Raw genomic sequence first — 19,777 nt, 5'->3', positions numbered from 1 at the left:
TCATGCGTCTAGACTAAGCAGTCTAAACGGTCACTGTCGCAACAGGAAGGAACACACAGTGCAGCCAGCAATCGCCATCGTCGGCGCAGGTCCACGTGGCATTTCCATCATCGAACGCGTCGCCGCCACGCTCAACGAATCTAATTCCACCCAGTCGCTGACAATCCACCTCATCGACGACGCCCAGCACGGCGCCGGGCGCGTCTGGGACACCACACAAACCCACACGCTGTGCATGAACACGCTGGCCGGCGCCGTCACCCTCTTCACCGAACCCGGCGCGACCGTCACCGCCCCCGTACTCGAGGGCCCGACCATGTACGAGTGGATCCAGCTCCTGCGCGGCGAGCGCGACGCCGTGTCCGCCACCAAGCAATCACTTTTCGACGCCCACCCAACCCCCGACCACGTCACCGCCGACTTCGGCGCGGAGCTGGCTGCCACCCGCCCGGAGTCCAACCCATCCCGCGCGCTGTACGGCGAGTACCTCCACTGGGTCCTCACGGTCGCGCTGGCGCAGCTCCCCGAACACGTGACCGTCACCAACCACCGCTCCCGCGCGCAGCGCATCACCGCCGAGAACGGCCGCGACGCCATCACGCTTGAGGACGGCACCACCGTCCACGCCGACGCCACCGTGCTCGCCACCGGCTGGGTCGTCCCCGAGCACCCGGTGGCCTTCCGCGGGCACTGGATTCAGCCGGGCAACCCGGTGGAACAGGACGTCGATACGCTGGTTGCTGGCGAAACCGCAATCGTGCGCGGCCTTGGCATGGGCTTTTTCGACCTCATGGCGCTGAGCACCATCAACCGCGGCGGCCGCTTCGTGCCCGCCGACACCCGCTCCGGCCTGCGCTACGAGCCCAGCGGTGCCGAGCCTCACCTCGTGGTCACCTCGGGCCGCGGCTACCCCTACCTGCCGAAATCCGAGTACCACTCGCTGCCGCCCAAGGCCGACCTCTCACGACTGCGCGCCGCGATCGAGCAGCACAGCGACGCCACAACACTCAGCTTCGGCGAGCAGCTCTGGCCCGCACTCATCCGCGACTCCTACGCCGCCTATTACACCACCCTCGCACGCGTACGCCCCGACGCCCTGCGGATCCCGCTTGCGGACATCATCGCGCGCATCGACGCCGCCCCAGTGTCTGAGGCCGCCACCCGCACCAGCCTCCTGCCCTGCGCCCGCGCACTCAACGAATCCCTTGCCGACGCCACCACCGACCCCTTCGACATCTCCTACTGGATCGACCCCCTCGCCGGGTGCGAAGGCCTCGACACCGAAAGCCTGAACTGTGTCATCGCCGACGCCCTGGCCCGCGACATCGCCGAGGCCATCGCCGCTCAGGACTCCCCCATCAAGTCCGCCCTGTGGGTGATCTCCGCAGGCCGCAAACCAACCGCCATCGCCGTCGAGAACGGCCGCGGCACCCCGGAGGACCAGCGCGGCGCGCTCTCCGACTACATGGCATTCGGCCAGATGGTCGGCTCCGGTCCTCCGATGTTCCGCTCCCGCGAGCTCCTCGCGCTTATCGACGCCGGCCTGGTCACCCTGCTCGGCCCAACCCCAACCGTCACGCAATCGGGCACACACTTCACGGCCACCAGCGCCGAGCGCACCGTCACCGCGGACACCCTCGCAGACGCCTTCCTGCCGTCCCCTAACATCACCCGCGCAGCCGACCCACTGACCGCGTCACTGTTGGAAAGCGAGCGCATCCGCCCCTTCGCGCCCTTCGGCACGCCCACCGGCTCCCCCGAAACCGACGCAGATACCCGCCGCACCATCCACCCCGACGGCACCCTGGACCCGCGCCTGCACATCGCAGGCATCCCCACCGGCAAGCAATGGGCCGACACCACCATCTCCCCAATGCCCGGCACCGACCCGCGCATGCTGCAGGAAACGGACACCACCGCCCAATCGCTGCTGCGGCGGGCGGGCGTACGCTAACCCAGGTCGCGCGCAACCGCCCACCGGGTCAACTGGTGGCGGTTCGAGGTCTGCGTCTTGCGCAAAATATTTGACGCGTGCGTCTCCACCGTCTTCACCGAAATAAACAGGCGCTGCGCGATCTCCTTATACGTGTAGCCGCGCGCCAGCAGCCGCAGCACCTCGAGCTCGCGCCGCGTCAGCGAGTCCACCGCCGGGTCGTCCTCCTCGACGACCGGCCCGCTCGCAAACGCGTCAAGCACGAACCCCGCCAGGCGCGGTGAGAAGTACGCGTCCCCGCCGCGTACCCGCTCGATGGCCTCCGCGAGCTCCGCGCCCGCGATGTTCTTGGTCACGTACCCGCGGGCGCCCGCGCGGATCAGGGCGATGACGTCCTCGGCGGCATCGGACACGCTGAGCACCAAGTACGCAGGGCCCGGAGCCCGCTTCAGCACGGCGAGGCCGCCGCCGTCGGGCATGTGGACGTCGAGAAGCACGACGTCGGGCTGTGTCTGCTCGATCCCTCGCACCGCCTCGGCGACCGTCCCGGCCTCACCGACGATGTCCACCGCTTCCTGCAGCTCTGCCTTCACCCCAGCGCGGAACACGGAGTGGTCATCCACTAGAAACACGCGAGTCATAGGTCCAACGCTAGTTCAATCTCGGTGCCACTGCTTTCCGACGCCACCACGTGCACCTCTCCCCCAACGCGCTCCACGCGGCCCACGATGGAGTCCCGCAACCCGTGGCGGTCCGTCGGCACTGCCTCAGGGTCGAAGCCCTTGCCGCGATCCCTCACGAACACGGTGAGCCTGCCAGCAAGGTGCTCCGCGTAAACATCAACGGTGTCCACACCGGCGTGCTTGGCCGCGTTGACCATCGCCTCTCGAGCTGCGAGCACGACCGCCTCGGCGCGCTCGTCGAAAGGAATGTCGTCTCCCACCGTGACCGGCGCGATCACCACACCGTACGCGTCCTCCACCTCGCCAGCAGCCTTCTGCAACGCGGCGAAGGTGGTGGTGTGGTTGGACACGGTGTCGTCGAAAAGCCAGGCGCGAAGCTCACGCTCCTGGCCACGGGCAAGCCGAACCACCTCGTCCGGATCACCAGCCTGGCGCTGAATCAGCGCCAAGGTCTGCAGCACCGAATCATGCAAGCGGGAAGCGATCTCCGCGCGCTGGTCCGCCACCGCCTTCTGCTCACGCTCCGCGACAAGCGAGTTCGCCAACTTCGTAATCAGCGGCACCACCAGCACCGCCACCCCCAGCACCGTCACCAGCACAGAGACAACCACACCGGCGACCCCGCTGCTTTCCCCCATGAGCGCGAGTGCCAGCACCCCACTCATCACGAGCAGCGCACCCAGCGCCAGCGCCGCAAGATTCTTCCATGAGGCCATACCACGGTCGTAGGCCTGCAACGCGATAATCGCACCCACTATGAGCACGCCAACCACGAACAGCACAGCCGATCCAACGCCCGAGGAGCTCTGCAAGGACATCAGCGCACCCGCAAACCCCACCAGCACAAGGAAAACATCCAGCGCTCCAGGACGCTGCCGGGGCTCGGTACTCTCTGCAACCGGTGCGAACATCCACAAGCCCGTGTACAACAACACGCCAATCCCGCCAGTGAAACTTGCGACGACAAAGAACAGCCGCACCCATTTCACGTCCACCCCGAAGTGGCCAGCAATTCCAGAGGCCACACCCGCGATCACGCGGCGTGAACGGTCCCGGGTCAGCCGGGGATACAACGCAGACATGCACTCATCATGACACGGGCGGCGCCTCGGTCACATCAGGGTAAACCCTGAAATCAAAAATCAGGGTCATTCCCGATACCGCCCACGGGCCCACCACGCGACAATGGAGGCATGGAAACCAACACACTGAAGCGCATGTGGGAGACCCGCCCGCCCCGCATCCCAGAAGACCAGGGCGGTAAGGCTGTCATCGCTGGCGTCTGTGAAGGCATCGGCGCCCGCTACCAAGTCGACCCGACGCTTGTTCGCGTCATCTTCGTAGCACTTGCACTCGTATTTGGCGGCGGACTTTTCCTCTACCTACTGTGCTGGATCAACATGCCACGCTTCGGCATGACCCGCAGCCCGTGGAACTCAATTATCACGCCGAAAGAACAACTCACCGAGCCAGAGAAGAAGGACCGCAGCACCGGCTGGTGGCTACTCATCGGGTTGGTGATCTTCTTCCCATCTGTCTCAGCGGCAGGCGATGTCAACGGGGTGCTCGTTACGTTCGTGTTGTTCGCGCTCGGCTGGTACCTCGCCCACCAGCGCCAGCCGGAGCCGCCGGCAGGACTGCTGGTAATGAACCCCGAGGAGGCGTCGACAAGCGAAGGCCCCACCGTGGACACCTCACACCTCACCGTGCCCGAGGGCTACGAACACCCCGGCACGCCACCCGCGTGGGACCCACTCGGCGCAGCGCCCGGGCTGTGGCACCTGCCCGAGCCAACCGAGCCAGCGCCGGAACAGCCGAAGAAAAAGAAACGCCTTTGGCTATGGCTGCCCCTGGCTGTCATCCTCGTCTGCGCCCTGTTTATCACCGGTATTGCGGGCCCCCGATTCGAGAGCAACGTGGGCAGCCGCATCGGCGAAATGCACCTCTCATTCGAGGACGCGGCTTCGATCCCCGATCTCAACAACCTCATCGGCGAGACCCACCTCGACCTGTCGAGCCTCGCGCCTCTCGACGAACCGAAGACCGTGAACATTGCCAACGGCGTCGGCGAAATCGAGATCATTCTGCCCAACAACGTGCCGGTCGACGTCCACTGCGAAGCCACCATCGGCGAAACCACATGCCCCCAAGGCAAGCAAAACGCGGACAAGGACGGCGAGCTACTCACGATCAACGTGAAGCAGCGCGTCGGGTCCGTGTCCGCGTACTTTGCCGATTAAGTCGGCTACCTACTCCCACTCAATGGTGGCCGGCGGCTTGGATGTAACATCCAACACCACGCGGTTGACATCCGCCACCTCGTTGGTGATGCGGGTCGAGATGACCTCCAGCGTCTCGTACGGGATGCGTACCCAGTCCGCGGTCATCGCGTCCTCGGACGCGACAGGGCGCAGCACAATTGGGTGGCCGTAGGTGCGGCCGTCGCCCTGCACACCCACGGAACGAACGTCGGCGAGCAGCACGACCGGGCACTGCCAGATCTGGTCGTCCAGGCCAGCCTTGGTCAGCTCCTCGCGAGCAATCGCGTCAGCGGCGCGCAGGGTTTCCAGGCGCTCCTCGGTGACCTCACCGATGATGCGGATGCCCAGGCCCGGGCCCGGGAACGGCTGACGGTTCACGATCACCTCGGGCAGGCCCAGCTCGCGGCCGACCGCGCGGACCTCGTCCTTAAACAGCAGACGAAGCGGCTCGACCAGCTCGAACTCGACGTCGTCCGGTAGGCCGCCGACGTTGTGGTGGCTCTTGATGTTCGCGGTACCGGTGCCGCCGCCAGACTCCACGACGTCTGGGTACAGCGTGCCCTGCACCAGGTAATCAACCTTGTGGTCCGACAACACATCAGCCACAGCGCGCTCGAAGGAACGGATGAACTCCGCACCGATCGCCTTGCGCTTGGCCTCCGGCTCGGTCACACCAGACAACTTGTCCAGGAAGGCCTTGCGCTCGTCCACGGTGACCAGCTTCGCGCCGGTCGCGGCGACGAAGTCCTTCTCCACCTGCTCGCGCTCACCCTGACGCAGCAGGCCGTGGTCCACGAACACACAGGTCAGGCGGTCCCCGATCGCACGCTGCACCAGCGCCGCAGCAACAGCCGAGTCCACACCACCGGACAGACCACAGATGGCGTAGCCGTCCCCAACCTGGGTGCGAACCTGCTCAATGAGCTGCTCCGCAATATTGGATGCCGTCCAGTTCTGCTCCAGACCAGCAATCTCGGTGAGGAAGCGCGTCAGCACCTCCTGGCCGTGCGGCGAGTGCATCACCTCCGGGTGGTACTGCACACCGGCGAACTTGCGCTCCACGTTCTCGAACGCGGCGACCGGCGCACCCTTCGAAGACGCGGTGACCTCGAAGCCCTCCGGAGCCTGCGTCACCGAATCGCCGTGGCTCATCCACACCTTGTGCTCCTCCGGCAAGCCGGCGTGCAGCACACCACCCATGACGTTCATCGCCGTGCGACCGTACTCACGGGCGCCGGTCTGCTCAACCTTGCCGCCGAGCGCCCGCGTCATCACCTGGAAGCCGTAGCAGATGCCGAAGATCGGAATCCCCAACTCGAAAATCTCAGGGTCCAACTGCGGAGCGCCATCCTCATACACGGACGACGGGCCACCTGACAGGACAAGCGCCAGCGGCTGCTTCTCCTTCACCTCCGCAGCGGAGATCGTGGACGGAACGACTTCGGAGAACACGTGCGCCTCACGCACACGACGCGCAATGAGCTGCGCGTACTGCGCACCGAAATCAACAACAAGAACAGGGCGAGTTTGAGCTGTAGTCACGCACCAAATCTTAACCTACGCAGCACCTAATGTGTACGTGAGCCCGATGACAGTGTCCTGCGCACCACATTCCCGCGCGCACAATTCGGGACCTGGGGAAACGCCAATGCACCCGGCCGAAATACTGGAATCTGGTGCGGGAATCCCTTCGAAACAACAAAACACCACCCGCTTGGCGGGTGGTGTCTTCAGCGTTGCGACGTTACAACAGACTACTTCAGCAGCGCACGCAGGTTCTCCAGCGCATCGTGCACCCCGTCAATCGCCGGGTCGGAGCCCAGCTTCTGCGAGGAAGCGTGCAGGCGCTCGATAGAGTTATCAGCAGCCTGGATAGCGCGGTGCACCTGAGCAACAAGCGGCTCGATGTTCTCGCCGAACGGCTCCTGCGCCGTGGTCTGGGACCAGCGACGAATCATCTCGAGCGGCATCTTGGTCAGCTCGGAAATCGAGTTCACCTTCAGGTCCACGCGGTTCGCCAGGGAGGAGTGCAGGAAGACTGCGTCGTCCATCTGCTTCACGTCCACCTCGAGGGCGTCGAACAGCATAGAGAGCACCTCGCCACGGTTCGCCTCAAGGGAGAAAATCGCGGTCTGCGCAGTATGCAGACGAGCCAGCGCAATCGCCATACGCGCGGACGCCGCCTTCTTCGCCAACTCGCCAGCCACCTCGTTGAGCGACTGCGCGTTCTCGTCGATGATGCCACGCATCGTCGCCCACACCTGCAGTGGTGCAAGCAACAGCGTACGGGCAGCACCCTCCGCCATGACGTTCTCCATCTCGCCCTTCACGCTGTTGGTCACAGCGTTTTCTTCCACCAAAGTCTGGCTGGCCTTTGCCAGTTCTTCGGCGGCTTCCTTAATGGAGGACTGGATTTCCATGAAGCGGTCCAGCTCGCGGTAGAGGCGCTTAGTGGCCTCGTACACCTCGCCGGTGCCCTCTGGAAGGTCGAAGCCCGCTTCCTCGCGCGCCAGCACCTCGGCTGGCAGCGCCTCGGCAACGAAGGCGTCGTAATCAGGTACAAGCTCCTGCAGCTTGGCCAGGCCAAGCTCTGCACGGCGGCGACGGCCAACGCCCTCGTGGCGCGCCTTCCACTCAACGTCGTTCACCGCTTGGTACACGTCGCCGACGACCTTGAACAGTTCGGTCATCGGGCGGGTGCGCACCGAGAGGTAGTCGCCATTTGGCAGAGGCGTCACGGTAGCAAACACGTCGTACGCAGAGCCGCTCTTTGCGCAGTTACGGACATAGCCTGCGAACGGTCGGCCGTCCTCAATGACGTCCCACATCAGCTTGAACGCGCCACCAGGCATCTCAATATGGCGAATGAGATTGTGTGGCTTCCCGATCATCTCGACTTCGGGATACTGCGCGTAGTGAATAAAGACCTCATTGACATGGGTCATAATGCCCTTGCTGTCCGTCACCGAGAAGAAGATGTGGTCGACATCAACCTCGTGGTGTGGGCCGTCAGGGGCATCTCGTTTAATAACTACTTCGTAGGCCATATTCGATATATTAGGTCAATCTGTTTACGGGCGGACGGTCACGTCGACCTTTTGGAACGACTTGAGATCAGTGTACCCACATTTCGCCATAATACGGCGCAAACCGCCCACTAAGTTCGTGGCAGCGCCCGAATCGCTCGATGGACCGAACAAAATCTCAGACAGCGGAAGACGATCGCCGAACTCCCAGTTGGCAACCTCGCCGCGCGGGAAGCGCGGGTGCGCAGCCGCCGGTTCCCAGTACGCGCCGCCAGCAGCGGCCTCGTTCGCCTTCGCGAACAGACTGCCTACCATGACGGCGTCGGCGCCCATGGCGAGTGCCAACGCGATGTCTCCGGCGTTCGACGGTGCCGAATCAGCGATGACGTGGACATAACGGCCACCGGTCTCGTCCAAGTAGTCGCGGCGAGCCGCAGCCACGTCGGCAATCGCAGTTGCGAGAGGAACGTCCAGCGCCAGGCCGGAAGAGGAGCGACCCGAACCAACAATCACGCCGGCTGCGCCAGCACGCATCAGGTGCGTGGCCGTCGTGTAGTCGAAGACGCCACCTGCGATGACCGGAACGTCGAGGGAGCCGATGAACTCCTTCAAGTTCAGCGGTTCCCCACCGGGCTGCACGTGCTCGGCGGAAATCAACGTGCCCTGCACGAACAGGATCTCCGCGCCGGCCTTGATCACTGCCGGAGCAAGCTCGCGCACGTTCTGCGGGCTCACGCGCACAGCGACGGTCGCGCCCGACGCGCGGACCTGCGCAATGCGCTCACTCAACACGTCCAAATTAATTGGCGCCTGATGGAGTTTCTGCAGCGTCGCCGTAGCCTTGGCAATCTTGCTAGGAATCTCGTGGTAATTCTCCTGCTCGAGGTCCTTGGGATTTGGCGCCTGCCCGCAGACCTCGTTGATCGCCTCTTCGAAGTTCGCGTGGCGGCCCAGGATGCCCTCGGCGTTGAGCACCGCAAGTCCACCCTGCTTACCCATCTCGATGGCGAACTCGGGGCTCGCTAGGGCATCGGTCGGGTGGGATACGAGCGGCATGTCAAAGGAGTAGGCGTCGATGTGCCACTCCGTGTTGACGTCCTTCGACGAGCGGGTGCGCCGCGTCGGAACCAGGGTCAGATCGTCAAGGTCGTAGGCCTTGCGGGCTTCGCGTCCGATGCCAATTTCTACATATTCACGCATGTCAGGTTCTCTCCTTCAGGAGCCAGTCAGAAAGGATTAGTTGTGGTAGTTCGGCGCTGCAACCGTTTGCGTGATGTCATGCGGGTGCGATTCGCGCAAGCCAGCCGTGGTGATTTGGACGAACTGCTTCGTCTGCAGTTCTGCGATCGAGGCGGAGCCGGTGTAGCCCATCGCGGCGCGCAGACCACCGACGATCTGGTGGGTGATGGCGTCGATATCTCCGCGGAACGGAACGCGGCCCTCGACGCCCTCCGGCACCAGCTTGTCTTCGCTGGTGACGTCTGCCTGGAAGTAGCGGTCCTTGGAGAAGGAACGCTTCTCGCCGGTCAGGCCACGGCCCTGCATCGCGCCCATCGAGCCCATGCCACGGTAGCGCTTGTACTGCTTGCCACCAACGACGACAACGTCACCGGGTGCCTCAGTGGTGCCTGCGAGCATGGAGCCGAGCATGACGGTCGATGCACCAGCCGCGAGCGCCTTAGCAACGTCGCCGGAGAACTGCATGCCACCGTCTGCGATGATCGGTACCCCAGCCTTGTGAGCAGGCACAGAAGCCTCCAGGATGGACGTGATCTGTGGCGCTCCGACGCCCGCAACAACGCGGGTGGTGCAAATGGAGCCAGGACCGATGCCAACCTTGATCGCGTCCGCGCCGGCGTCAATCATCGCCTGTGCAGCCTCGCGCGTTGCCAGGTTGCCACCGATGACGTCAACGCGGTCGCCGAAGTCCTTCTTCACACGGGACACCATCTCCAGCACGCGGTTGTTATGTGCGTGCGCAGAGTCGACGACGAGGGCGTCGACACCCGCCTCAACGAGCAGCGCGGCGCGCTCGTAGGACTCTTCACCAGTGCCGATACCAGCAGCAACAAGCAGGCGGCCGTTCGAGTCCTTCGACGCGTTCGGGTACTGCTCGCTCTTCACGAAGTCCTTCACCGTGATCAGGCCAACCAGCTTGCCTGCCTTATCCACGATCGGCAGCTTCTCCACCTTGTTCGCCGACAGCAGCGCGAGTGCCTCCTGCTTATCGACGCCCTCATCCGCCACAACCAGCGGCATCGCTGTCATCACCTCTGCGACCTTGCGGTCGTAGTCCGGCTCGAAGCGCATATCGCGGTTGGTGATGATGCCCACCAGGCGCTCGTCGGCGTCGATCACCGGCAGGCCCGAGATGTGGAAGCGGCCGCACAGCGCGTCGACGTCACGAATCGTCATGTCTGGTGTGGCGGTCACCGGGTTGGTGACCATACCGGACTCAGAACGCTTTACGATGTCAACCTGCTCCGCCTGGTCCTGAGCGCTCAGGTTGCGGTGCAGCACGCCAATGCCACCCTGGCGCGCCATCGCGATCGCCATCCGCGACTCCGTGACCGTATCCATCGCAGCCGATGCGATCGGGATACCCAGCTTGATGTTGCGGCTGAACTGCGAGCTCGTGCTCACTTCGGCCGGCACAATGTGAGACTCGGCTGGCAGCAGCAGCACATCATCAAAGGTCAAGCCCCGCAGTGCAACCTTGTGCGGGTCATCCCCACCTGTAAGAACTCGCTCGTTTGCCATTGACAACTTCTCCTTCCGCGCGCGGTGTACCCGACATTGGTTTTCAGCCATGATATAACGTCGCGCGACACGACACACAGCGGCGTCGAAAAATCCCAACGCACATGGCTAATTGGCCTTGCTACTCCCCACACAATAGGCTGATCGGTGTGAATTACGACGACATGATGCCACTCGACCCGTTCGCAAACGACCCGAACGACCCGGCATCGTTCATCGAGGACGACGAACAGCCGGAGCCCTTAAGCAGCGAGGAGCGGCAGGCGATCATTCACGACCTCGCCCACGTCCGCGACGCACAACGTATCCTGCGCCCCCGCGGCATCCTCGGGATCTTCTTCATGTGTGAAGACTGCGAGCAGACGCACTACTACGACTGGGACATCATGGAGCAAAACATGATCTCCACGCTCAACAACGCGCTGCCGCCCGTCCACGAACCAAGCGCTAACCCGGACGTCAACGCCTATGTCACGTGGGATTACGCGCTGGGGTACATGGACGGCATCGAGTCCGCCGGGCGCTAGTGCTGCGGCGAGGCTGACGCCGGGGGCTCAACCGGCTTGGGGGAGGTCGTCGCCACTGGCGATTCCGGCGCGGCGTCCTTGCCTGTAGTAGCCGGCACGTGCGCACCGCTCGGTTCCGCACTCACTGTCGGCTGCGCGGAGGAATGCTGCTCGACGGCAGGCTGCTCCGTGACCACCTGCGTCACCGTCACCGGTTCGCGCGGCTCAGGTGTCACCGTCACAGTCACGGTGCGCGTCACCGTCACCTCGGGGATTGTCGACGCCACCGTGGGCTCAGACCCTTGCGTCTTCTTCACATCCATGGAGTCAAGCAACGCCTTGGCCTGTAACACCAGGGCACGCACAGCGTCGCCGTTACCCTCATCGCTGGCTACTTCCATCTCGTCGAGCGTGCTCGCAAGCTCCATGACCGACGCCCGCTCCCCAAACACGGTTGAGGCTACTGGCCACAGAGGGGAATCAGGAGTCGCGTTGTACAACACTGCCCCGCTTCCAGCAACGATTGCGGTGGCTGCTGCCGCGCCCACAAACCCACTGAGCCACGGGTTCATCTGTTTGCGCGCAGGCGCCGCCACGGGCGCTATGTATGGTGGCTCCGGCATCGGACGCTCGACGTCCTCGCGCAGCGCACCCATCAGGCCCAAAAGCGGATCGGTGCCGTCGCTAGGGTCCTCTCCACGTGACGCTTTGGTCAACAGGGCGTCATCCGCCAACAGCTCATCAAACTGCGGGATACGGTGAGCATCACGTGTCATTTCGCAGACTCCTCTTCTTCAAGGGCCTCACGCAGGCGAGCCAGGGCACGGTGCTGTGCGACACGAACCGACCCAGCTGTCCCGCCAACAATCTCTGCTGTTTCTTCCGCCGAAAGGCCAACAAATACGCGAAGAATAATGATGTTTCGCGCTTTCTCATTGAGTACATCGAGCAGCTCGCGCATTTTGTTACTCGCGTCGACATCCAGCGCATATCCCTCTGGATCCGCCTCTTGTGATACCCCATCGGGGATATCTTCGGTGGGCAGCATTCGGTCTCGCGCATAGCTGCGGTGCGCATCCGTCACCTTATTAAATGCAATCCCGTACACGAATGCCATGAACGGCTTGCCCTGGTCCTTATAGGTACTGAGCGCCTTGACTACTGCAAAGCACACGTCCTGAGTGACGTCTTCCGGGGTCGGGGTGCGCCCACCGCCAATGCGGGCGCGGGCGTAGCGCAGCACAAATGGATAAATGAGCGCCACGACGCGCTGCGTCGCCCGATCATCACCGGACTGTGCAGCAGGCAGCAGTTGCGCAAGCTGCGCATTCACGTCATCAGTATCTATACCGCTCATACGCGACGCCCGACTCCTTTCCAGTATCGCCTAAGGGTACAGCGCCGAGCATGCCATTCCCAAAGCCTGACCCATCAGGCACGCAAAAGCCCGAACGGCATGTATCCGTCCGGGCTCCCCTCGTCACAAACACTAATTAGTGCGCGTGACCGTGTGCGTGTTCCTCAACTTCTTCCGGCTTGTTCACCACAGAAACCTCCGTGGTCAGCACCATGCGGGCTACCGAGCAAGCGTTGACAACAGCGGAGTGTGTCACCTTCACAGGGTCAATGATGCCCTGCTCAACCAGGTTGCCGTACTCCATCGTTGCGGCGTTGAAGCCTTCGTCGTTCGCCATGTCTGCGATCTTCGACACAACAACTGAGCCGTCCAGCCCAGCGTTGTCCGCAATCCAGAACGCCGGCTTCACCAGCGCGCGGGCAACCGCCAACACGCCAGTCTTCTGCTCGCCCTCGAAGGACTCCGCGTACTCCTCCAGGTCGCGTGCGATCTGGACCAGTGCGGAACCGCCACCGGCGATAATGCCCTCTTCGACTGCCGCGCGGGCAGCGTTGATGGCGTCCTCGACGCGCAGCTTGCGCTCGTTGACCTCGGTCTCAGTCGCGGCACCGACGCGGATGACGGCGACGCCACCCGACAGCTTCGCCAGGCGCTCCTCCATCTTCTCCTTGTCCCAGGTGGAGTCCGTCGCCTCGATGTCGCGGCGGATCTGGTTGCGACGCTCCTCGACGTCCTCAGCGGAACCGGCGCCGTCGACAAGCACGGTGTCGTCCTTGGTCACGGTGACGCGGCGCACCGAGCCAAGGTCATCCAGCGTGGCGTCCTTGAGCGCCATGCCAACCTCAGGGTCGATGACCGTCGCATTGGTCACTACAGCCAAGTCATCCATAAAGGCCTTGCGGCGCTCGCCGAAGTACGGCGACTTCACGGCGACAACCTTCAGGGACTTGCGCAGCGTGTTCACCACGAGCGTCTGCAGCGGCTCACCGTCGACGTCCTCGGCGATGATCAGCAGCGGGACGGATGCCTCCGCAACCTTTTCCAGCAGCGGAAGGAAGTCCGGCAGCGAGGAAATCTTGTTACGGACCAGCAGCACGCGGGCGTTTTCCAGCACCGCCTGGCCGGCGTCGGGGTCCGTCATAAAGTACGGCGACAGGAAGCCCTTGTCGAAGGAGACACCCTCGGTGACGTCGACAAAGGAGTCGATCGTCTGGGACTCCTCGACGGTGACGACGCCGTCCTTGCCGACCTTGTCCATCGCACCGGCAACCATCTCGCCGACCTCAGGGTCGCGGGAGGAAACGGTGGCAACGTTGGCGATCTCGGCGGACGAAGAAACCTCCGTCGCACGCGACTTCAGCTCCTCGATGACCTTCTCGGCCGCAGCCTGGATGCCCTTGTTCAGCTGGATCGGGTTCGCACCAGCGGCGACGTTGCGCAGCCCCTCGGTGACCAGCGCCTGCGCGAGCAGCGTCGCGGTCGTGGTGCCGTCACCGGCGATGTCGTTCGTCTTCACTGCGACGGATTTCACCAGCTGCGCACCGAGGTTCTCAAACGGCTCCTCAAGGTCGATGTCGCGGGCGATCGTCACACCGTCGTTGGTAACGGTCGGGCCACCCCACGACTTCGAAAGCACAACGTTTCGGCCACGCGGGCCAAGGGTGACCTTGACGGTATCCGCCAAAGTGTCAACGCCCTTCTTGATGCCTTCGCGGGCCTCCTGATGAAATGCAATAAGTTTTGCCATTGGTGGCTACGCCCCCTTCAATTACTTTTCGACGACGGCCAGCAGGTCGCGAGCGGAAAGCAGCAAGTACTCTTCACCGTTGTACTTCAGCTCGGTGCCGCCGTACTTGGAGAATATCACGGTGTCGCCCTCGTTGACGTCGACAGCAATGCGCTTGCCCTGCTCATCCAAGCGGCCAGGGCCGACAGCGATAACAACTGCCTCCTGTGGCTTCTCAGCAGCGGAATCAGGGATAACCAGGCCGGATGCCGTCGTGGTCTCCGCCTCAGCGATCTGTACCAGAACCTTGTCTTCCAGTGGCTTGATGTTGACGTTTGCCATGATCTGAACGCCTTCCTTCAATGTTGTATCTATCAGTTCAGTAGTTTGAGGTTATTCGAAGGCCCAGCCGTCGTCGCGGGTGTACAACTGCGCTCTCCACAACCTTGTTAGCACTCTACCCCTGCGAGTGCTAACACTCAACATTGTGACGACACTCACCAATCTTTACTGGTGAACGAGCGGAATCTCCACTTCCAACGACGTATCCGTCGCCACGGACAGCTCCGAAGGCTTGGCCCCCTCATGGATGAGCTGGCCCGCCAACGCCGCGATCATCACGCCGTTATCGGTGCACAGCCCGAAGCGCGGTACACGCAGCTCCACGCCAGCCTTCTCGCAACGTTCCTGGGCAAGTGCGCGCAGGCGACTGTTCGCCGCCACTCCGCCGCCGAGCAACAGCGTCTTCGCACCGGTCGCCTCCAGTGCCAGCAGCGCCTTGCGCACGAGCACGTCACACACCGCCTCCTGGAACGACGCGCACACGTCCTCCACGTTGACCACCCAGCCTTCGCGCTCCGCCTTTTCCACGTAGCGCGCCACGGCAGTCTTCAAGCCGGAGAACGAGAAGTCGAAGCGGTGCTCGCCCCGCAGATCGTCGGCCTTACTGAGCGCGCGCGGGAACGGAATCGCATCCGGGTTACCCTTCGCCGCCAAACGGTCGATGACCGGGCCGCCCGGGTAGCCAAGCCCAAGCAGGCGCGAGACCTTGTCGTAGGCCTCGCCGGCGGCGTCGTCAAGGGTAGAGCCCAGCTCACGCATCGGCTTGCCGACGGCCTCAACCTCCAACAACTGCGTATGCCCACCAGAGACCAGCAGTGCCACCGAGTGCGGGAGCCGCTCCTGGCCCTCCAGGTTCGCCACCGCCACGTGCCCACCCAAGTGGTTCACGGCGTAAAACGGCACACCCCACGCCGCCGCGTAGGCCTTCGCAGCGGACGCGCCGACCAGCAGCGCACCGGCAAGACCAGGCCCGATCGTCGCCGCAACCACGTCCGGGGCATCGATACCGGCCTCTTCCAGTGCCGCGGCCATCACTTGCGGCATCGCCTCAAGGTGGGCACGCGACGCGATCTCGGGCACCACGCCACCAAAGCGTGCGTGCTGCTCCATCGAAGACGCCACCTGGTTCGCAAGGATCTCCATGGTGCCGTCGGAGTGGACGTCGACAATGCCAACGGCCGTCTCGTCGCATGAGGACTCAATCCCGGCAACAATCATGCCTGCTCCCTTTCGATCTTCCGCGGACGCATCATGGAAAACGCGTCCGCGCCAGAAGGTTGATAGTAATTCTTTCGGGTGCCAACCACGGAAAAGCCGTAGCGCTCGTACATGCCAAGCGCCGCGGAGTTGTCGGTGCGCACCTCGAGGAACATCGGGCCGTCGAGAAGGTCGGCGGTGTGGACGAGCTGGTCCATCAGCTCCCTGCCCACCCCGCGGCGCTGCACCTCGGGCGCGACGCCGATGGTGTGAATTTCGAACTCCGGGTCGTTGCGCGGGCCCAGCATCGCAAGGCCCGCATACCCCAGAAGTGCGCCCTTGTCGTCGAAAGCACCGATGTAAAACGTGTACGGCTGCGCGAACTGCGTCAGCAGCACCTCCCGCGACCACGGGGTCTCGCCAGCGAACAGCACCGCTTCCAGCGCCGCGACTGCGTCCGCGTCGCTGGGCGTGAGCTCCCGGATATTCACAGTTTGATGTCCGGCAGCGCAGCAGAGCGCGGGCGCGGCTTCGGCGGGACTGCGTCCGGGCGGCGCAAGTACAGCGGTGTGAGTGGCTCCGGCGTATCCGATGGATCGCACGCAGCCAGCAGACCGCGCACCCCCGGCACGAGATCGCGTACCTCACCAGCCGCGACAGTCACAGTCTCACGCAGCGCGTCCGGGACGACGAGCATGTCAACGGCGTCACCCTCAACGTCGATCGCGCTGGCTGCGCTGACGTGTGGGCCGTCGACGCGCTGTCCGTCACGGTAGAGGCTCCAGTACACCTCGCGGCGGCGCGCATCAGTGACCACTAGCACGCTTTTCCCGGTGGTGTCCCCGGCTTCCGCGGCGATGGCGTCGTGGGTGCAGACCCCGTACACCGGCACCCCCAGCGCCTGCCCGAAGGCGGACGCGGTGGCCATGCCTACGCGAAGCCCCGTAAACGGGCCAGGCCCCACGCCAACGACGACGGCTTCGAGCGCACCGTAGGTGCAGCCCGCTTCCGCCAGTAGTTCGTTGACAGTGGGGACCAAAAGTTCGTTATGCGAGCGGGTTCTGATTACCCGCTGTGCATCCACGCGGCGCGACTGTTGATCGCCCACGCCGACAACGAGGTCGTGCGTGGCGGTATCGAGCGCCAGCGTCAGCATTACGCCGCTACTCCCATGACCCAGCCGTTACCGTCCTTGTGGAACGGCAGCGGCGTGTTCATCGGGAACATCTCCGACTGCGGGATGGAGCAGATGTTCACCTTGGAAAGCTCCACCTTGTCCAGGTCGATCTCCGCGTTCTGGTCCTCGTCGAACAGCAGCATGTAACCCCAGTCGCCGGAGAAATCGAAGCGGTCCTGGTCAAGGTTCAGCGCCTGCAGCTTGCTCAGCAGCAGCTGGTCCGGCTCGTTCGGGCACAGCGTGGTGAACCCGATGTAGTCCTTGTCGTAGACGCGAGTCAGGTCGATGAGCTGGCCCGCAACGGCTTCGCCACCAGGCTTGACCTCTTCAAGGGAGCGGGAAAGAGAATTCGTTGGCGTCGCAGCCGCCATTGGGGACGGCTTGGTCAGTGGGATGAAAATGAGAGCAACGAGCACAATCACCCACAGTGCACACGCAATAGCGACCCAACCACGGCTAGTATTGTTCAGCTTCAGCATGGCCTACAGCCTACATCTTCCTATTCTGTGTGCACCCACCGCCATGTGATGATGCGGCCCTCACTGTCTTCGTCTTGCTCCACGAGCGTGGTGCGGTCAATGGTGACCAAAAGGTATTCACTGGCGATGTGAGCTGCGAGATCACCACCCCACTCGGCCACCACGACGCTGCGGTCGAGCTCCGACTCAAGGTCGAGAGCATCGAGCTCACCCAGCGGGTCGCCAGAGCTGCCCTCCCCCAACAGGCGGTAGGCATCGACATGAATTAACGACGCCCCCTCCGCCTCCTTCGCGCGGTGTTCCCTGGCGATGGTGAAGGTTGGGCTCGTCACACGCCCCTTGACCTGCATCCCTTCGGCAATGCCCTGCGTCAGCGTGGTTTTCCCGGCGCCGAGCGGGCCGTCGAGAATCACCACGTCCCCGGCGCGCAAGGTCTCCCCCAGCTCACGCCCCAACGCTTGCGTTTCCTCGCGCGTCTCGCATACGCGCCTGCCGCCGTACTCCCGCACTGTCCGTCCTTTCGGTGCACACAGCACCTCGTAGTGAATGGTGTTCGCCCGCAGCGCGAACTCGTCCGCACTCACGCCGCCGGCGCCAAAAAGTACCGCTTCATCGCCCGGCGCGACACCGGCTTCGTTTGCGCCCAGCCACACCACAATCTGATCCATGCACACCCGACCCACCTGGGGGTAGCGGGCTCCGTCAATGGTAACGTCCATCCGGTCCTGCCAGATGCGCATCACGCCGTCCGCGTAGCCGGCGGGCACCACGGCGGTAAACCCGTCCTCGGGCGCAGTCCATGTCCCTGAGTAGCTCACCGGATCCCCCGCGCGGATCGGTTTGACCGCGGTCACTGTTGCGACCCAGCTCATCGCGGGCCGCAGCCCGTTGTCGGTGCCGTCGATTGCTTCCAACCCGTACAGGCCAATCCCGGGACGGATCTGTTCAAAGCGGGCGTCGTCCCTCGTCCACGTCGCCGGCGAGTTCGCCACGTGGTTCACCAGGTCCTCTAGCCCCGCCTCGTGCGCCTGGTTGAGCGCTTCACGGAACGTCGCCAGCTGCCGGTCCGTGTACGGGTCCGCTGGGTTATCCGCGCACGCAAAATGGCTCATCAGCCCGGCCACACGGATCTGACCGGCCTGTTGCGCCTCGGCGGCCATCGCGAACAGCTCCGGCCACTGTTCCTCATCTACGCCCGAGCGGTTCATCCCCGTGTCGATCATCAGATGCACGGTGGGGACGAAGGGGGCGTCAATAAGCGCGCGCAGGTGCGCAAGACTCGGCACACCCATCTCAATGCCCTCCACCAGCTCCTCCCCCGGAGCCCACAGCCACGCCATCACGGGTTTCGACGTCAGCTTCGCCACACTAGCCGCCTCCGCGATCGTCGCGCAGCCGAACGCATCCGCACCGTTCGCCTCCATGATGGGGACGCACTTCGCCGCGCCGTGGTTATAGGCATCCGCCTTCACCACGCACATCAAGCGCGCGCCACCAGCCTGACGGCGCATCTGCCTCGTGTTGTGGGCAATCGCCGCCAGGTCAATGCGAAGTTTTAAAGCGTTCATGGGCATCTATTGAACAACGATCACAGCAAATGCGCCACGCCGACTACACCTAGCAGCAGCGATACCACCCACGTCGCGGTCAAACCAACCGTATCCGGGTGTGAGCGCGCCCACGCGAAACCTCGTCCAGCAACCGAGTCCGGCTTCGCCCGCACCCAACCGACCAGCAGGGCGCACAGCGTGGGTAGGGACAGCGCGACCGTCGCGTAGAGCACCAGGAAGCTGTACTTCGTCGCGGTATCAAGACCCGTCGCAGACAGCACCGCAAGCCCGCCGAAGAACGGCATCGACGTCGCCGATTGGACGATCCCCAGCACAAACCCCGTCAGCACCGTCAGCGCGTTGGGTGCTCGCAGCGGGCGCATCACCCGTTCAATCAACGCGTGGTTATCTCCCCCACGCAGCGCCAGCACCGCGGTCAGGAGACCAGTAGCGATGAGGAGCCACCCGAAAATGGGACCCTCGACAAACGTTTGCACAACCGGACCGAGGCCATCGAACACAAACAGCATCACCGCCGCGAGACTCGCCACCCCAAGCCAGTCGCCAGCAATGAGCAGCGCCGTGATCTTCGCATACTGCCGTTTCGCTTGGGAGGCAACCACCCCGACTGCCACGATAACCCCGATCAACAGCACGTTGATGGAATCAATAAACGCAAAGGATAACGCTCCAAGCATGTCTCGCTCCTTTCGCGTGGCTCCATCAGGCGGAATCTCGGCCGTCTCTCGATCTGGCCCCTAACCCTAAACCACAAAAACG

19 protein-coding genes are annotated in these 19,777 nt (G+C 63.6%); 3 read left to right on the top strand and 16 right to left on the bottom strand.

What is annotated here, in order from left to right; all coding sequences use genetic code 11:
* Window positions 1-58: 58 nt before the first annotated feature.
* A complete protein-coding gene (locus tag QP752_RS01825; protein ID WP_284804124.1) occupies window positions 59-1,954 on the top strand; it encodes an FAD/NAD(P)-binding domain-containing protein in 1,896 nt (631 codons plus the stop codon).
* Here the strand turns inward: QP752_RS01825 and QP752_RS01820 are convergent.
* On the bottom strand, window positions 1,951-2,574 hold the full coding sequence (locus tag QP752_RS01820) for a response regulator transcription factor (protein ID WP_284804123.1): 624 nt from the start codon (window positions 2,572-2,574) through the stop codon (window positions 1,951-1,953). The two genes, QP752_RS01825 and QP752_RS01820, sit on opposite strands and share 4 nt — an antisense overlap.
* Complete coding sequence (locus QP752_RS01815) at window positions 2,571-3,698, bottom strand: ATP-binding protein (protein WP_284804120.1); 1,128 nt, start codon at window positions 3,696-3,698, stop codon at window positions 2,571-2,573. Before QP752_RS01815 ends, QP752_RS01820 begins: the two co-directional genes overlap by 4 nt.
* 111 nt (window positions 3,699-3,809) lie before the next feature.
* Here QP752_RS01815 and QP752_RS01810 point away from each other — a divergent pair, with 111 nt between their 5' ends.
* Window positions 3,810-4,856 carry a PspC domain-containing protein gene (locus QP752_RS01810; protein ID WP_284804118.1) on the top strand — a complete coding sequence of 349 codons (1,047 nt, stop codon included), beginning with the start codon at window positions 3,810-3,812 and terminating at the stop codon, window positions 4,854-4,856.
* A 9-nt stretch (window positions 4,857-4,865) separates the two neighbouring features.
* On the opposite strand, the gene guaA is transcribed toward QP752_RS01810, so the two are convergent.
* From guaA to guaB, 4 genes are all read right to left on the bottom strand, one after another.
* Window positions 4,866-6,419, bottom strand: coding sequence for a glutamine-hydrolyzing GMP synthase (guaA, locus tag QP752_RS01805; RefSeq protein ID WP_284804117.1), 1,554 nt, complete (start codon window positions 6,417-6,419; stop codon window positions 4,866-4,868).
* Window positions 6,420-6,631: 212 nt separating this feature from the next.
* Window positions 6,632-7,924 carry a PAS domain-containing protein gene (locus tag QP752_RS01800; RefSeq protein WP_284804115.1) on the bottom strand — a complete coding sequence of 431 codons (1,293 nt, stop codon included), beginning with the start codon at window positions 7,922-7,924 and terminating at the stop codon, window positions 6,632-6,634.
* A gap of 24 nt (window positions 7,925-7,948) precedes the next feature.
* On the bottom strand, window positions 7,949-9,103 hold the full coding sequence (locus tag QP752_RS01795) for a GuaB3 family IMP dehydrogenase-related protein (RefSeq protein ID WP_070363034.1): 1,155 nt from the start codon (window positions 9,101-9,103) through the stop codon (window positions 7,949-7,951).
* Between the two features lie 36 nt (window positions 9,104-9,139).
* On the bottom strand, window positions 9,140-10,663 hold the full coding sequence (gene guaB / locus QP752_RS01790; RefSeq protein ID WP_256007725.1) for an IMP dehydrogenase: 1,524 nt from the start codon (window positions 10,661-10,663) through the stop codon (window positions 9,140-9,142).
* 140 nt (window positions 10,664-10,803) lie between these two features.
* Here guaB and QP752_RS01785 point away from each other — a divergent pair, with 140 nt between their 5' ends.
* Window positions 10,804-11,190 (top strand): DUF5319 domain-containing protein, encoded by a 387-nt coding sequence (locus tag QP752_RS01785; protein WP_205634860.1) that lies wholly within the window; start codon window positions 10,804-10,806, stop codon window positions 11,188-11,190.
* On the opposite strand, the gene QP752_RS01780 is transcribed toward QP752_RS01785, so the two are convergent.
* The 10 genes from QP752_RS01780 to QP752_RS01735 all read right to left on the bottom strand — a co-directional run bounded on the left by QP752_RS01780 (window position 11,187) and on the right by QP752_RS01735 (window position 19,695).
* On the bottom strand, window positions 11,187-11,945 hold the full coding sequence (locus QP752_RS01780) for a hypothetical protein (protein ID WP_256007724.1): 759 nt from the start codon (window positions 11,943-11,945) through the stop codon (window positions 11,187-11,189). The two genes, QP752_RS01785 and QP752_RS01780, sit on opposite strands and share 4 nt — an antisense overlap.
* On the bottom strand, window positions 11,942-12,526 hold the full coding sequence (locus tag QP752_RS01775) for a sigma-70 family RNA polymerase sigma factor (RefSeq protein ID WP_070363038.1): 585 nt from the start codon (window positions 12,524-12,526) through the stop codon (window positions 11,942-11,944). The genes QP752_RS01780 and QP752_RS01775 overlap by 4 nt, the downstream gene beginning before the upstream one ends.
* 136 nt (window positions 12,527-12,662) lie before the next feature.
* Entirely contained in the window at window positions 12,663-14,273 is a 1,611-nt protein-coding gene (gene groL / locus QP752_RS01770) for a chaperonin GroEL (RefSeq protein ID WP_256007723.1), read from the bottom strand.
* A gap of 21 nt (window positions 14,274-14,294) precedes the next feature.
* Window positions 14,295-14,594, bottom strand: coding sequence for a co-chaperone GroES (gene groES, locus QP752_RS01765; protein ID WP_070363040.1), 300 nt, complete (start codon window positions 14,592-14,594; stop codon window positions 14,295-14,297).
* A 165-nt stretch (window positions 14,595-14,759) separates the two neighbouring features.
* Complete coding sequence (gene tsaD, locus QP752_RS01760) at window positions 14,760-15,812, bottom strand: tRNA (adenosine(37)-N6)-threonylcarbamoyltransferase complex transferase subunit TsaD (RefSeq protein WP_256007722.1); 1,053 nt, start codon at window positions 15,810-15,812, stop codon at window positions 14,760-14,762.
* The gene (rimI, locus tag QP752_RS01755; RefSeq protein WP_070477599.1) at window positions 15,809-16,282 is read right to left on the bottom strand and encodes a ribosomal protein S18-alanine N-acetyltransferase; all 474 of its coding nucleotides are present in this window, start codon (window positions 16,280-16,282) and stop codon (window positions 15,809-15,811) included. The genes tsaD and rimI overlap by 4 nt, the downstream gene beginning before the upstream one ends.
* On the bottom strand, window positions 16,279-16,947 hold the full coding sequence (gene tsaB, locus QP752_RS01750; protein ID WP_256007721.1) for a tRNA (adenosine(37)-N6)-threonylcarbamoyltransferase complex dimerization subunit type 1 TsaB: 669 nt from the start codon (window positions 16,945-16,947) through the stop codon (window positions 16,279-16,281). Before tsaB ends, rimI begins: the two co-directional genes overlap by 4 nt.
* Window positions 16,947-17,447 (bottom strand): hypothetical protein, encoded by a 501-nt coding sequence (locus QP752_RS01745; RefSeq protein WP_070363044.1) that lies wholly within the window; start codon window positions 17,445-17,447, stop codon window positions 16,947-16,949. Before QP752_RS01745 ends, tsaB begins: the two co-directional genes overlap by 1 nt.
* 20 nt (window positions 17,448-17,467) lie before the next feature.
* A complete protein-coding gene (alr, locus tag QP752_RS01740; RefSeq protein ID WP_083290813.1) occupies window positions 17,468-19,015 on the bottom strand; it encodes an alanine racemase in 1,548 nt (515 codons plus the stop codon).
* Between the two features lie 20 nt (window positions 19,016-19,035).
* Window positions 19,036-19,695, bottom strand: coding sequence for a GAP family protein (locus QP752_RS01735; protein ID WP_284804111.1), 660 nt, complete (start codon window positions 19,693-19,695; stop codon window positions 19,036-19,038).
* Window positions 19,696-19,777: the final 82 nt, after the last annotated feature.

The sequence above is a fragment of the Corynebacterium sp. UMB10321 genome (assembly GCF_030228725.1).
In the GTDB taxonomy this organism is placed as follows: Bacteria; Actinomycetota; Actinomycetes; order Mycobacteriales; family Mycobacteriaceae; genus Corynebacterium; species Corynebacterium pseudogenitalium.
Note: the sequence above shows the minus strand (reverse complement) of the source record. Positions and strands in the feature narration are given on the sequence as shown.